The following is a 14193-nucleotide window of genomic DNA, read 5'->3' as shown; positions in this document are numbered from 1 at the left end:
GTGGTGATGCGTGCCCGGTGGGCAAGGTTGCGCGCGGAGCACGGACGCCCGGGTGGGGCCGGGCACCGCGCGGGGTGCGTGTCGCGCGGTGCCCGGCGGGGTGGGTGGTCTCAGTGGTGGACGGCGATCGCGTCGCCGATGCTGTGGACGCGCAGGGCGTTGGTGGAGCCGGGGGTGCCGGGCGGCGAGCCGGCGACGACGACGACCTTGTCGCCCTTCTGGACCCGGCCCAGTTCGAGGAGGGCCTGCTCGACCTGGCCGAACATGGCGTCGGTGTGGTCGACCTGCGGGACGATGAACGTCTCGACGCCCCAGACGTGCGCGAGGCGGCCGCGGACGGCGGGGACGCTGGTGAAGGCCAGCAGCGGGATCGGCGAGCGGTAGCGGGAGAGGCGGCGGGCGGTCTCGCCGGACATCGTGAAGGCGGCGAGGGCCTCGGCGCCGACGATGGCGCCGACCTCGGCGGCGGCGCGGGCGATGGCGCCGCCGACGGTCTCGGGCATGCGCTCCAGCGTGTGGGTGGCGTGCAGGGCGGCCTGCTCGGCGGTCTGCACGATGCGGCTCATCGTGAGCACGGACTCGATCGGGTACTGGCCGACGCTCGTCTCGCCGGAGAGCATCACGGCGTCGGCGCCCTCGAAGACGGCGTTGGCGACGTCGGAGGTCTCGGCGCGGGTGGGGCGAGGCGCGGAGATCATGGACTCGAGCATCTGGGTGGCGACGATGACCGGGCGGGCCTTCTCGCGGCACAGCTCGATGGCGCGCTTCTGGACGATCGGCACCTGCTCCAGCGGGAGCTCGACGCCGAGGTCGCCGCGGGCGACCATGATGCCGTCGAAGGCGGCGACGATCTCGGGCAGGCGCTCGACGGCCTGCGGCTTCTCGATCTTGCCGATGAGGGGGACGCGGACGCCCTCCTCCTCCATGATCTGGTAGCAGATGTCGGCGTCGGCGGGAGTCCGGACGAAGGACAGGGCGACGAGGTCGACGCCGAGGCGCAGGGCCCAGCGCAGGTCGGTCTCGTCCTTCTCGGTGAGGGCGGGGACGCTGACGGGGACGCCCGGCAGGTTCAGGCCCTTGTTGTCGGAGATCATGCCGCCGACGGTGACGGTCGTCCGGACGCGCGTGCCGTCGACGTCGACGACCTTGAGCGCGACGCGGCCGTCGTCGATCAGGACGGTGTCGCCGGGGCTGACGTCGCCCGGCAGGCCCTGGTAGGTGGTGGACACCTCGCGGCGGGTGCCGGGGACGTCGTCGGTGGTGATGGTGAACTCGTCGCCGAGCGTGAGGCGTACGGGCCCGTCGGGGAAGCGCCCGATGCGGATCTTGGGGCCCTGCAGGTCCGCGAGGATGCCGACGCCGCGCCCGGTGGCGTCGGCGGCCGCCCGGATCCGGTGGTAGACCTCCTCGTGGACGGCGTGCTCGCCGTGGCTCATGTTGAGGCGGGCGACGTCGATGCCGGCTTCGACGAGGGCGTTGATCTGCTCGGTGCTGGAGCAGGCGGGACCGATGGTGCTGACAATCTTCGCTCGACGGGTCACGTGCACAACCGTACTTAGTTACTGGTCGGTACGGATATTCGCGCAGGATATGGTCGCCCGCGGTTCACCGATTGGTCTAGGTCAGAGGTCTAGACCACATGTGGCCCCGGTCAGCGCTTGAACGCCTCGACGGCGGCCTGGCAGAACGCCTTGAGGTCGTCCGGCTTGCGGCTGCTGACGAGGACGTTGGGGCCGTCCTCGCAGATCTGGACCTCCTCGTCCACCCACGTGGCGCCCGCGTTGCGCAGGTCGGTCCTGAGGCTGGGCCAGGACGTCATCGTCCGCCCCCGGACGACGTCCGCCTCCACGAGCGTCCACGGGCCGTGGCAGATGACGGCGACGGGCTTGCCCGCGTCGAAGAACGACTTCGCGAACGCGACCGCGGCCGGGTCGGTGCGCAGGAAGTCGGGGTTGGCGACGCCGCCCGGCAGGACGAGCCCGTCGAACTCGGTGTGGTCGGACACGTTCACGGTGGTGTCGATCGGAAACGTGTCGCCCTTGTCCAGGTGGTCGAACGCCTGGAGCCGGCCCGACTGGGTGGAGACGAGCCGCGGGTTCCCGCCGGCCTGCTCGACGGCCGTCCAGGGTTCGGTGAGCTCGACCTGCTCGGTGCCCTCCGGGGCGCACAGGAAGGCGATGCTCGTGCCCTGAAGATCGTTCGACATGGTTTCTCCCGATTTGCTCGCTTTCTCTGGGCCCCTGCCCGGAAGGGCCGGTGGTATGCAGGAGGTATGAGTCACACCGTCCTCCAGCCCCCGCCTACGGCCGACCAGGGGACGAGCCCCGCTCGGCGCCTTTATGGCGAGTACCCGGCGCCGGGGCTGGCGTGCGCGTGGACGGCGGAGCTGCCGCGCGGCGCCGGGCCGTTCGTCCAGCGCGTGGTGCCGGACGCCTGCGTGGACCTGATCTGGTCGGACGCCGGGATCCTCGTGGCGGGGCCGGACACCGGGCCGATCCCCGCGACGATGCGGCCGGGCGAGGCGGTGGTGGCGGTGCGGTTCCGGCCGGGGACGGCGCCGCCGGTGCTGGGCGTCCCGGCGGACGCGGTCCGGGACGGGCGCGTCCCCCTGCGGGACCTGTGGGGCGCGGACGCCGACCGGCTGGCCGAGGCCGTGGCGGGCGCCGCCGACCGGCGCGCGGCGCTGGTCGCGGCGGTGCGGGAGCGGATGGGCCCGCCGGATCCGCTGGTCCCGGCCGTGGTCGCGGGGGTGGCCCGCGGCTCGGTGCGGGACGTGGCGGACGGGCTCGGCATCGGCGAGCGCCAGTTGCGGCGCCGGTCGCTGGCGGCGTTCGGGTACGGGCCGAAGACGCTGCAGCGGGTGCTGCGGTTCCAGCGGGCGCTGCGCCTCGTGCGGGCGGGCGAGACGCGGGCCGCGGCGGCGTACGCGGCGGGCTACGCCGACCAGGCCCATTTCGCGAACGAGGTGCGGGACCTGGCGGGCGAGCCCGTCGGGAACCTGCTGTGAGTCAGGGCTTCAGCCGGCCGTAGGCGCGGAGCGTCAGCAGGCGTTCGACGGTGGTGAAGCCGCGCCATTCGGGCCGGGTGACGGGCGTCCAGCTGGGGAAGCCGATGTCCCAGCCGCCGTCGTCGCCCTGCGCTTCGATGAGGGCGTCGAGTCCCGCCTCGACGGCGTCGCCGGTGAACAGGCGGCGGCCGAATCCGTCCGGGCCGGGCGCGAAGTCGAGGACGTCGTGGTGGTCGCTGTGCGCGGCGGACGCGAGGGCGTCCCGGACGCGGGTGAAGGCGGCCTCGGCCCGGTCGCGGTCGGGGACGTGGTCGAGGAACGTCAGGACGGCGAGGACGTCGTAAGGCCCGGGTTCGGCGCCCGGGTCGTCCAGCCGGCGCCAGCAGAAGTCGGTGGCGGGCCCGAGCCAGGGATGGCGCGACCCGGCCCGGTGCAGCATGCCGGCGAGGGTGGCGGTGGGGTTGATGCTCGCGGGCGGGTCGTCGGGCGTCTGCCACCAGGGGCCGTGCGGGGTGTCGCGGACGCTCGGCAGCACGAACGGCACTCCCCCGCCGTCCCGCGTGATGGACCCCAGGTAGTCGCCGACCCGCCCGACGGCCGGATCGCCGTCCGCCCCGGCCTCGTGCAGGATCTGGAGGGCGTGCTGGGCGGGGACGGGTTGGCTGCCCTCCCCGCGCAGGTCCGGTTCGAGGGCGTGGCCGTAGCCGCCGTCGGGGTTGGCGTAGGCGCTCAGCGCGGCGAGGACGGGCGCGGCGGGGCCGCCGCGGAAGTGCAGCGCGAACCGGTGCCGGTCGATGAGGCGGGCGTTGTGCAGCATGAACTGCTCGGCACGGGCGAGGCCGGTGGCGTTCAGGACGTTCATGGAGTCCACGGTAGGGCGGCCGCTTCCGGCCGGTCTTGCAGGAAACGGACGTCCGGCCGGCGGCGGGACGCGGGGTGGGCCCGGCCACCCCAGCGGTGGGTGGCCGGGCCCCTGATGTCCCGCGTGCGGGGTGTGCGGGAGCGCGCGGCCCACCGCCGCCCTACCGGGACGGTGCCGTCCGGGCGCGGCGCGTGAACCCTGGCGGGACCGTAGCCGACCTGCTCCAAGACCACAAGGGCCCCCGGAGCGGGACCCGTCGCCCCGGTCACGGCCGTTCCCTCCGGCCCCTCGGGTGTGGTCTGCTGTGCGTCATGAGTGATCCGCTTGACGAACGTGACATGGCCGGGGAGCCGCTCGCGGTGGTGGCGCGGGAGGCGGGGCCGTATCTGGAGAGCCTGCGGGACCGGCTCGTCCACGACGGGACGCAGGACGCGCTCCTGGACGAGCTCGACGGCCCGCTGCCCGCCGCGGGGGACGGCGCGGTGGCCGCGGTCGAGCGGCTGGTCCGGATCGGGACGCGGGCGGCGACGCACTCGTCCGGCCCGCGGTTCTTCCACTACGTGGTGGGCGGGTCGACCCCGGCGGCGATGGCGGGCGACTGGACGGCGTCGCTGCTCGACCAGGCGGCCGGGCTGTGGCCGACGTCGCCGTTCGCGGCGCGCGCGGAGACGGCCGTGCTGCGCTGGCTGAAGGAGCTGTTCGGGCTGCCGGCGTCGTTCGGGGGCGTGCTGACCCCGAGCGCGACGCTCGCGCACGTGGCCGGCCTGGCCTGCGCGCGCTACTGGTGGGCGGACAGGCACGGCGTCGACGTGACCTCGCGCGGGCTGGCGGGCCTGCCGGTCATGCCGGTGTTCAGCAGCGGGCTGGTGCACGTCAGCACCCGCAAGGCGCTGCAGATCCTCGGCTGCGGCCGGGACACGCTGCGCACGTTCGCCCGCGACGACGCCGGCCGCGTCGACCTCGGCGCGATGGACGCGGCGCTGGCGCGCACCGGCGGCCGGGCCGTGGTCGTGGCGAACCTCGGCGAGGTCAACACCGGCGACTCCGACCCGGTCGACGACCTCGCCGACCTGGCCGAGCGGCACGGCGCGTGGCTCCACGTGGACGGCGCGTTCGGCATGTTCGCCGCGCTCAGCCCCCGGACCGCGCACCTCGCGCGCGGGGTGGAGCGGGCCGACTCGGTGACGGCGGACGGGCACAAGTGGCTGAACGTCCCGTACGAGAGCGGGTTCTCGTTCGTCCGGGACCGCGACTGGCTGAGCCGCGCGTTCGGTGCGTGGGGCGCCGCGTACCTGCCGGACGCCGACGACGAGCGGATCAACTACAACATGCTGGGCCCGGAGTCGTCCCGGCGGGCGCGGGCGCTGCCGATCTGGGCGACGCTGCGCGCCTACGGCCGCGACGGCTACCGCGAGATGGTGGAGCGCCACCTCGACGTGGCCGCCCACCTGGGGGACCTCGTCGAGGCGGCGCCCGACCTGGAACTGCTCGCCCCCGTCCAGCTGTGCATCGCGTGCTTCCGCTACCGCCCCGAAGGCGTCCCCGAGGACCGCTTGAACGACCTCAACGCGCGCCTGGGCGAGGCGCTCCTCGCGGACGGCCGCGTCTACGCGGGCACGAGCACCTACCGCGGCATGACGGTGTTCCGCCCGGCCCCCCTCAACTGGCGCACGACGAAGGCCGACGTAGAACACCTGGTCGACGTCCTCCGCCAACTCGGCGCCGCTCTGAAGGACTGACCGCGGCGCTCAGGTCGCGCAGTCGTTCCAGGGGGCGGTGTCGTCGAGTTCGTCGAAGGGCTGGGTGAGGCTGTACCAGCAGCCGGAGTCGTCGCGGAAGACGGCCTCGATGCCGTAGGGGCGGCGCTCCGGCTTCTGGACGAACTCGACCCCGGCGGCCGACAGCCGCGCGTACTCGGCCTCGCAGTCGTCGGTGTTGAAGGCGCCGGCGCCGAGGACGCCCTTGGCGATGAGCGCCTTCATGTGCGCGGCGGAGTCGGGGTCCATGGTGGGCGGGCCGGGCACCATGAGCGCGAGGCTGAGGTCGGGCTGGTCCTTGGCGCCGACGGTGATCCAGCGCATGCCGCCCTCGCCGAGCGTCATGTCGTCGCGGACCTCCAGGCCGAGCTTCTCGGTGAAGAACGCCTTGGCCGAGTCCTGGTCGAGGACCCAGACGGTGGCGAGCCCCAGTTTGGTGATCATGCCGTGTCTCCTTCGTGAGCGGCGGTGACGCGTCCACGCTAGGGGGCGGCGGTCCGGGCGGCCTTCTCGAAAGTTGCTCAGTCGCCGGGAGGGGCGTCCTTGCGGAAGCCGCCCGCCCAGAGCAGCACGAAGCACCCGGGGATCGAGGACGCGCCGGGGTTGCGGGCCCGCCGCCGGAACTCGGTCGGCGTCATCCCCGTCAGCTGCTTGAAGCGGGTGCAGAAGGTGCCGAGGCTCGTGAAGCCGACCAGCATGCAGATCTCGGTGACGGTCAGGTTCGCGGTGCGCAGCAGGTCCTGGGCGCGCTCGACGCGGCGGCGGGCCAGGTAGGCGCCGGGCGTCTCCCCGTACACCTCGTGGAACAGCCGGACGAAGTGGTAGCGCGAGTACCCGGCGCGGGCGGCGACGGCGGCCACGTCGAGCGGCTCGGCCCATTCGCGGTCCATGGCGTCCCGCGCGACCCGCAGCCGCCGCAGCACGCCCGTGTCCGGCGCGGACGCCGTGCTCTCCATGCCTTCGATGCTCGCACACGGCACGGACGGAAGGGCCCCGGAGGAGTGCTCTCCCCCAGGGCCTCCGCCGTGCCGTGATCAGGCGATCGGGCTCAGGCGATCGGGCGCGCCGTGGGCGGGATCGGGTAGGGCAGGTCGGTCCGGCCGGTGAGGTAGGCGTCGACGCCGCGGGCGGCGGCGCGTCCCTCGGCGATCGCCCAGACGATCAGGGACTGGCCGCGGCCCATGTCGCCGGCGACGAACACGCCGTCCACGGACGTCGCGTAGTCGCCGTCGCGGGCCACGTTGCCGCGCTGGTCGAGGTCCACGCCGAGCTGCTCCAGCAGGCCCTCGCGCTGCGGGCCGAGGAAGCCCATCGCGAGGGTGACCAGCTCGGCGGGGATCTCCCGCTCGGTGCCCTCGATCGGCGCGAACCGGGTCTCCGGGCCGCCGACCTCCACCAGCCTCAGCGCCCGGACGTTGCCGTCCGCGTCGCCGGCGAACTCGGTGGTGGACACCGCGTAGACCCGGTCGCCGCCCTGCTCGGCGAGCTCCTCGTGGGCGCTCTCCATCTTGAACAGCATCGGGTACGTCGGCCACGGCTGGGCGTCCGGGCGGGACTCCGGCGGCCGCGGCATGATCTCCAGCTGGGTGACGGACGCGGCGCCCTGCCGGATCGCGGTGCCGACGCAGTCGGCGCCGGTGTCGCCGCCGCCGATGACGACGACGTGCTTGCCCTTCGCCGAGATGGGCGACTCGTCGTAGTCGCCCTCCTGCACCTTGTTGGACGGCGGCAGGTACTCCATCGCCTGGTGGACGCCCGTGAGCTCCCGGCCGGGGACCGGCAGGTCGCGCCAGGCGGTGGCGCCGCCCGCGAGGACGACCGCGTCGTAGCGGTCGCGCAGCTCGTCGGCGGTGATGTCGACGCCGATGTTCACCGAGGTCTTGAAGGCGGTGCCCTCGGCGCGCATCTGGGCGAGGCGCCGGTCGAGGTGCCGCTTCTCCATCTTGAACTCGGGGATGCCGTAGCGCAGCAGGCCGCCGACGCGGTCGGCGCGCTCGTACACCGTGACGTCGTGCCCGGCGCGGGTGAGCTGCTGCGCGGCGGCGAGGCCCGCGGGCCCCGAGCCGACGACCGCGACCGTCCTGCCGGTCTTCACGGCGGGCGGCTGCGGGCGCACCCAGCCCTCCGCGAACGCCCGGTCGATGATCTCGACCTCGACCCGCTTGATCGTCACCGGCTCCTGGTTGATGCCGAGGACGCAGGCGCTCTCGCACGGCGCCGGGCACAGCCTCCCGGTGAACTCCGGGAAGTTGTTGGTGGCATGCAGCCGCTCGACGGCCTCGTGCCAGTCCTTGCGGTAGACGAGGTCGTTCCACTCGGGGATGAGGTTGCCGAGCGGGCAGCCCTGGTGGCAGAACGGGATGCCGCAGTCCATGCAGCGGCTCGCCTGCTTCTCCAGGCGGTCGTTGCCGAAGTCCTCGTAGACCTCGGACCAGCTCCGGATCCGCACGTCGACCGGGCGGCGCTTCGGGAGCTCCCGCCGGACGGTCAGAAATCCCTTCGGGTCAGCCATTCGGGAAGTCCCCCTCTCTCAGCTCTGCGCGGCGGCCATGACGGCCTCGTCGACGTCGCGCCCCTCGGCCTCGGCCCTGGCCATGGCGTCCAGGACGCGGCGGTAGTCACGCGGCATGATCTTGGTGAAGCGGGTCGCGGCGGCGTCCCAGTCGTCCAGCAGCCGCCGGGCGACCCGCGAGCCGGTCTCGGCCAGGTGCCGCTCGACCAGCCCCCGGACGAACCCGGCGTCGCCGGGGTCGAGCGGTTCCAGGTCGACCATCTCGCCGTTGACCCGCTCGGGCACGAGGTCCAGGACGTAGGCGATGCCGCCGGACATGCCAGCCGCGAGGTTGCGCCCGGTCCGGCCGAGGATGACGGCGCGGCCGCCGGTCATGTACTCGCAGGCGTGGTCGCCGACGCCCTCGACGACGGCGGTCGCGCCGGAGTTGCGGACGCAGAACCGCTCCCCGACGACCCCGCGCGCGAACAGCTCGCCGGACGTGGCGCCGTACAGGATGACGTTGCCGCCGATGATCTGCTCCTCGGCCGCGAACCCGGCGTCCGCCGGCGGCCGCAGCGTGAGGCGCCCGCCGGACAGGCCCTTGCCGACGTAGTCGTTGGCGTCGCCGACGAGCCGGAGCGTGATGCCGCGCGGCACGAACGCGCCGAACGAGTTGCCCGCCGACCCGGTGAAGGTGACGTCGATGGTGCCGTCGGGCAGGCCGGCGCCGCCGTGCCGCTTCGTCAGCTCGTGGCCGAGCATGGTGCCGACCGTCCGGTTGACGTTGCGGATCGGCAGCTCCAGCTTCACCGCGTCGCCGAACGCGAGCGCGCCCTCGGCGAGCTGGATCAGCGTGTTGTCCAGGGCCTTCTCCAGCCCGTGGTCCTGCTCGGCGGTGCGCCGCAGCGACGCGCCGCCCGCCACCTCGGGGGCGTGCAGGATCGGGGTCAGGTCCAGGCCGGACGCCTTCCAGTGGTCGACGGCCTCGCGCATGTCGATCATGTCGACGTGCCCGATCGCCTCGTCCAGCGACCGGAACCCGAGGGCCGCCAGGTACTCGCGGACCTCCTCGGCGATGAACTCGAAGAAGTTCACCACGAACTCGGGCTTGCCAGAGAACCGCTGCCGCAGCACCGGGTTCTGGGTGGCGACGCCGACCGGGCAGGTGTCCAGGTGGCAGACCCGCATCATGATGCAGCCCGACACCACCAGCGGCGCGGTCGCGAAGCCGTACTCCTCGGCGCCGAGGAGCGCGGCGATGACGACGTCGCGGCCGGTCTTCATCTGCCCGTCGGTCTGCACGACGATGCGGTCGCGCAGCCCGTTCAGCAGCAGCGTCTGCTGCGTCTCGGCGAGGCCCAGCTCCCACGGCGCGCCGGCGTGCTTCAGCGACGTCAGCGGGGACGCGCCGGTGCCCCCGTCGTGCCCGGAGATCAGCACGACGTCCGCGTGCGCCTTGGAGACGCCCGCCGCGACCGTGCCGACCCCGACCTCGGCGACGAGCTTGACGTGCACGCGCGCCGCCGGGTTGGCGTTCTTCAGGTCGTGGATGAGCTGCGCCAGGTCCTCGATCGAGTAGATGTCGTGGTGCGGCGGCGGCGAGATGAGGCCGACGCCGGGCGTGGAGTGCCGGGTCTTGGCGATCCACGGGTACACCTTGTGGCCGGGCAGCTGGCCGCCCTCGCCGGGCTTGGCGCCCTGCGCCATCTTGATCTGGATGTCGTCGGCGTTGGTGAGGTACTCCGAGGTGACGCCGAACCGGCCGGACGCGACCTGCTTGATGGCGCTGCGCCGCAGGTCGCCGTTCTCGTCCGGGGTGAAGCGGGACGGGTCCTCGCCGCCCTCGCCGGTGTTGGACTTGCCGCCGAGGCGGTTCATCGCGATCGCGAGGGTCTCGTGCGCCTCCGCGGAGATGGAGCCGTACGACATCGCGCCGGTGGAGAACCGCTTGACGATCTCCGATACCGGTTCGACCTCCTCGATCGGCACCGGCTCCCGCTCGCCCTCCCTGAGCTTGAACAGCCCGCGCAGGGTCATCAGCCTCTCGGCCTGCGAGTCGACCGCGGAGGTGTACTCCTTGAAGATCTCGTAGCGGCGGGTGCGGGTGGCGTGCTGGAGCTTGAACACCGTGTCCGGGTTGAACAGGTGCGGCTCGCCCTCGCGGCGCCACTGGTACTCGCCGCCGACCTCCAGGGTGCGGTGCGCGAGGTCGTTGCCGCCCGGCGGGTAGGCGCGGGCGTGCCGCTGCGCGACCTCGCGGGCCAGCACGTCGAAGCCGACGCCGCCGAGCCGGGACGTGGTGCCGGTGAAGCAGCGGGACACGACGTCCGCGCCGAGGCCGATCGCCTCGAAGATCTGCGCGCCGGTGTAGGACGCGACCGTGGACACGCCCATCTTCGACATGACCTTCAGGACGCCCTTGCCGTACGCCTTCACCAGGTTCCGGACGGCCTCCCCCGGGGTCAGGCCCTCGATGACGCCGCCGCGGACGAGGTCCTCGACGGTCTCGATCGCCAGGTAGGGGTTGATCGCGGACGCGCCGTACCCGATGAGCAGGGCCATGTGGTGGCACTCGCGCGCCTCGCCCGTCTCGATCACCAGGCCCACCCGCGTCCGGGTCTTCTCCCGGATCAGGTGGTGGTGGACGGACCCGGTGAGCAGCAGCGACGGGATCGCGGCGCGGGCCGAGTCGGCGCCCCGGTCGGACAGGACGATGATGCGGGCGCCGGCGGAGATGGCCCGGCTCACCTCGGAGTTGATCTCCTCCAGGCGGGTCTCCAGGGCCTCTCCCCCGCCCGACACCTCGTACAGGCCCTGGACGACGTAGGCCTGCAGGTGCGGCAGCGACCCCTCGTCGTCGATGTGGATGATCTTCGACAGCTCGTCGTTGTCCAGGATCGGGGTGGGCAGCACGAGCCGGCGGCACGAGTCCGGGCCGGGTTCGAGGAGGTTGCCCTCCGGGCCGAGCGTGGACTGCAGCGAGGTGACGAGCTCCTCGCGGATCGCGTCCAGCGGCGGGTTCGTGACCTGCGCGAACAGCTGCTTGAAGTAGTCGAACAGCAGCCGCGGGCGCTCCGAGAGCACCGCGATCGGGGTGTCGGTGCCCATCGACCCGATCGGCTCGGCGCCGTTCTTCGCCATCGGCGTCAGGATGATCCGCTGCTCTTCGAGCGTGTAGCCGAACGTCTGCTGCCGCTTGACCAGCGTCTCGTGGGTCGGGATCTCCCGCTCGCGCCGCGGCAGCTCCTCGAACCGGACGAGGCCCTGGTGCAGCCACTCGGCATAGGGGTGCTCGGCGGCCAGCTCGGCCTTGACCTCGTCGTCCTCGACGATCCGCCCGGCGGCGGTGTCCACGAGGAAGATCTTGCCGGGCTGCAGCCGGCCCTTCCGGACGACCTCGGCGTCCGGGATGTCCAGCACGCCGGCCTCGCTGGCCAGCACGACCAGGCCGTCGCCGGTCACCCAGTACCGGCCGGGGCGCAGCCCGTTGCGGTCCAGGACGGCGCCGACGACGGTGCCGTCGGTGAAGCTGACGCTGGCCGGGCCGTCCCATGCCTCCATCAGGGTGGAGTGGAACTCGTAGAACGCGCGGCGGTCGGCGTCCATCTCGGCGTGGTTCTCCCACGCCTCCGGGATCATCATCAGCACCGCGTGCGGCAGCGACCGGCCGCCGAGGTGCAGCAGCTCCAGGCACTCGTCGAACGAGGCGGTGTCGGACGCCTCGATGTCGATCACCGGGTAGATCCGGGACAGCTCGCCCGGGATCAGGTCGGACTTCAGCAGCGCCTCGCGGGCCCGCATCCAGTTCCGGTTGCCCTTCACCGTGTTGATCTCGCCGTTGTGGGCGATGAACCGGTACGGGTGGGCCAGCTCCCAGGCGGGGAACGTGTTGGTCGAGAACCGCGAGTGCACCAGGGCGATCGCGCTGGTGAAGCGGCGGTCCGACAGGTCGGGGAAGAACGGCTCCAGCTGCGGGGTCGTCAGCATCCCCTTGTACACGATCGTCCGGCTGGACAGGCTCGGGAAGTAGACCCGGACGTCCTGCTCGGCGCGCTCGCGCATGCAGAACACGGCGCGGTCCAGTTCCAGGCCGGTCTTGCCGGCGTGCGGGCCCCCGGCGGCCGGGGTGAGGAACAGCTGCGCGAAGTGCGGCATGACGCGGCGCGCGGCCGGGCCGGTGAAGCGGGGGTCGTGCGGCAACTCCCGCCAGCCGAGGACCGTCAGGCCCTCCTCGACGCAGAGCGTCTCGACGTGGGCGACGGCGGCGGCGCGCTCGTCGCCGTCCGCCGGCAGGAACGCGATGCCGGCCGCGTAGGCGCCGGCATCGGGGAGCGGGAAGCCGCAGACCTCGCGGAAGAACGCGTCCGGGATCTGGACGAGGATGCCGACGCCGTCGCCGTCGTCCGGCTCCGCGCCCACCGCGCCGCGGTGGTCGAGGTTCTTCAGCACGGTCAGGGCGTTCTCGACGATGTCGTGGCTCTTGCGGCCGTGCATGTCGGCGACCATGCCGACACCGCAGGCGTCGTGCTCGTTGGCCGGATCGTACAGCCCCTGCGAATCAGGGCGGCCCTGTACGCGGGCAGCAGGTGTGAAGGCAGCCGAGGCCATCAACCCTCCCGTCGTCGTCTCGTGTCACTGCTTCGGTGTCAGTGCAGTCGTGGGACGACGTTGGCCCTGCTGCGGTGAGATGACATTACATCACTGTCGGGAACATGCCCGACTGCACCGGATCGCGAAACTTCTCGGATGCGATCCGCCGTGCGTCATCTCGAAGTGGTTTAGACCAAGGGTAAGGGGCCGCTTGAACCGGGCCTTGCACCGGCCCTGGTGAGCATCATCACCGAGACGCGATGTTTACGGTGATCCGCCGGGATCTACCGGGAATTTCCCTAATCGGACGCCGGAGCGGACGCGCGGGCGGCGCGGCCCAGCACCGCCGGCGACTTGCCGCCCTCGATCAGCAGCGACAGCAGCGTCTCGTCGGTCGCGTCGCCCTTGCCGTCCAGCCGCGCGGCCCACGACACGACGGCGAAATGGCCCATGGCGAGGCCGCGCGCCATGCCGAACCCGCGGCCGAAGTCGTCCAGCGGCGCCGGCGCCGGCAGCGGCAGGACGAAGCCCGCGCCGATCGTCTCCTCCAGCCTCGCGACGAACCGCTCCGCGTCCGCCGAGGAGTTCAGGTTGAACACGGCGACGGCCAGCCCGTACCCGTTCTTCGTGTCCGAGTAGATGCCCCGCGCCGCCTGCGTGCAGCCGCCCCGGCCGAGTTCGGCGCCGACGCTCCCGCCCCAGACGGCGGCGGCGCAGTCGGCGTCGAGCCGCTTGCCGCGCAGCTTGACCTTCGCCTCGCCGCCCGGGACCGACAGCGTCGCCGCCTCCGCCGGGAACGCCTCCTCGGCCGTCAGCGGCTCCGGGTCGGCGCGGCGGGCGGTGATGCCGCCGTACGCCGAGGCCGACGGGGAACTGGAGTACGAGGTCGGCGAGGGACCGTTCCCGGCCGGCGTTCCGATCCTGGTGCCGGCCGCCTGCCCCGAGCCGCCGCCGCCCCCGCCGCGGAACACGACCACGGCGCCGAGCCCGAGCAGCACGACCAACCCCAGGACGGCCGCCGCGCCGAAGTACAGCTTCGGCCCGAGCGCGCCGGCCTCGGACGCCTTCCGCCCCTGACCCGGCGGGCCCGGCTTCTTCGGGGCGCCGGGCTTCTTCGCCTTGCCCGGCCTCGCCGCCTTGCCCGGCCTCGCCGCCTTGCCCGGCCTCGCCGGCTTTCCGGGCTTCTTCGGCTTCTTCGGCTTCTTGCCGCGCGGGCCGGGAGGCGGGGCACCGTCGTACGCGTCCTCGTACGGGGCGTCCTCGTACTGGGCGTACTGCGCCTCGCCGTAAGGGCTCTCACCGTAGGGCGCCTCGCCGTAGGGCGCCTCGCCGTAGGGCGCCTCGCCGTAGGGGGCCTCGCCGTAGGGGGCCTCCTCGTACGGCGGGGCGGGCGGCGGCGAGGCCGGGCGCGCCCTGCGGGGCGCGGGGCGGCGGGGCGGCGGGCCGCGGCGCGGGGCGCCCGCGCGGGCGCGCGCCGTGCGGC

Annotated in this window: 10 protein-coding genes; 2 read left to right on the top strand and 8 right to left on the bottom strand. The window is 73.2% G+C overall.

Translation table 11 applies throughout. From position 1 onward, the window contains the following. Window positions 1–110: 110 nt before the first annotated feature. Entirely contained in the window at window positions 111–1541 is a 1431-nt protein-coding gene (gene pyk, locus ABFX46_RS34890) for a pyruvate kinase (protein WP_346048214.1), read from the bottom strand. Between the two features lie 110 nt (window positions 1542–1651). Continuing rightward, window positions 1652–2206: a type 1 glutamine amidotransferase domain-containing protein gene (locus ABFX46_RS34885; protein ID WP_346048212.1), complete on the bottom strand. Its 555-nt coding sequence runs from the start codon at window positions 2204–2206 to the stop codon at window positions 1652–1654. 66 nt (window positions 2207–2272) lie between these two features. Between ABFX46_RS34885 and ABFX46_RS34880 the strand changes: the two genes are divergently transcribed. Next, on the top strand, window positions 2273–3007 hold the full coding sequence (locus ABFX46_RS34880; protein ID WP_346048211.1) for a DUF6597 domain-containing transcriptional factor: 735 nt from the start codon (window positions 2273–2275) through the stop codon (window positions 3005–3007). Window position 3008: 1 nt separating this feature from the next. Here the strand turns inward: ABFX46_RS34880 and ABFX46_RS34875 are convergent, their stop codons facing one another. Then, window positions 3009–3869 (bottom strand): hypothetical protein, encoded by an 861-nt coding sequence (locus tag ABFX46_RS34875; protein WP_346048210.1) that lies wholly within the window; start codon window positions 3867–3869, stop codon window positions 3009–3011. A 311-nt stretch (window positions 3870–4180) separates the two neighbouring features. On the opposite strand from ABFX46_RS34875, the gene ABFX46_RS34870 reads away from it, so the two are divergent. Continuing rightward, window positions 4181–5608 (top strand): pyridoxal phosphate-dependent decarboxylase family protein, encoded by a 1428-nt coding sequence (locus ABFX46_RS34870; RefSeq protein ID WP_346048209.1) that lies wholly within the window; start codon window positions 4181–4183, stop codon window positions 5606–5608. Window positions 5609–5617: 9 nt separating this feature from the next. On the opposite strand, the gene ABFX46_RS34865 is transcribed toward ABFX46_RS34870, so the two are convergent. From ABFX46_RS34865 to ABFX46_RS34845, 5 genes are all read right to left on the bottom strand, one after another. Further along, window positions 5618–6070 carry a VOC family protein gene (locus ABFX46_RS34865; protein WP_346048208.1) on the bottom strand — a complete coding sequence of 151 codons (453 nt, stop codon included), beginning with the start codon at window positions 6068–6070 and terminating at the stop codon, window positions 5618–5620. 77 nt (window positions 6071–6147) lie between these two features. Continuing rightward, window positions 6148–6582 (bottom strand): helix-turn-helix transcriptional regulator, encoded by a 435-nt coding sequence (locus tag ABFX46_RS34860; protein ID WP_346048207.1) that lies wholly within the window; start codon window positions 6580–6582, stop codon window positions 6148–6150. A 92-nt stretch (window positions 6583–6674) separates the two neighbouring features. Beyond that, a complete protein-coding gene (locus tag ABFX46_RS34855; protein ID WP_346048206.1) occupies window positions 6675–8138 on the bottom strand; it encodes a glutamate synthase subunit beta in 1464 nt (487 codons plus the stop codon). An 18-nt stretch (window positions 8139–8156) separates the two neighbouring features. After that, the gene (gene gltB, locus ABFX46_RS34850) at window positions 8157–12728 is read right to left on the bottom strand and encodes a glutamate synthase large subunit (RefSeq protein ID WP_346048204.1); all 4572 of its coding nucleotides are present in this window, start codon (window positions 12726–12728) and stop codon (window positions 8157–8159) included. A 281-nt stretch (window positions 12729–13009) separates the two neighbouring features. Next, the coding region (locus ABFX46_RS34845) for a hypothetical protein (RefSeq protein ID WP_346048203.1) at window positions 13010–14193 on the bottom strand (1184 nt) is incomplete at its 5' end.

This window comes from Actinomadura chokoriensis, assembly GCF_039529475.1.
GTDB classification, from domain to species: Bacteria; Actinomycetota; Actinomycetes; order Streptosporangiales; family Streptosporangiaceae; genus Spirillospora; species Spirillospora bangladeshensis.
The sequence above is the reverse complement of the archived record's forward strand: the minus strand, read 5'-3'. Positions and strand labels throughout refer to the sequence as shown.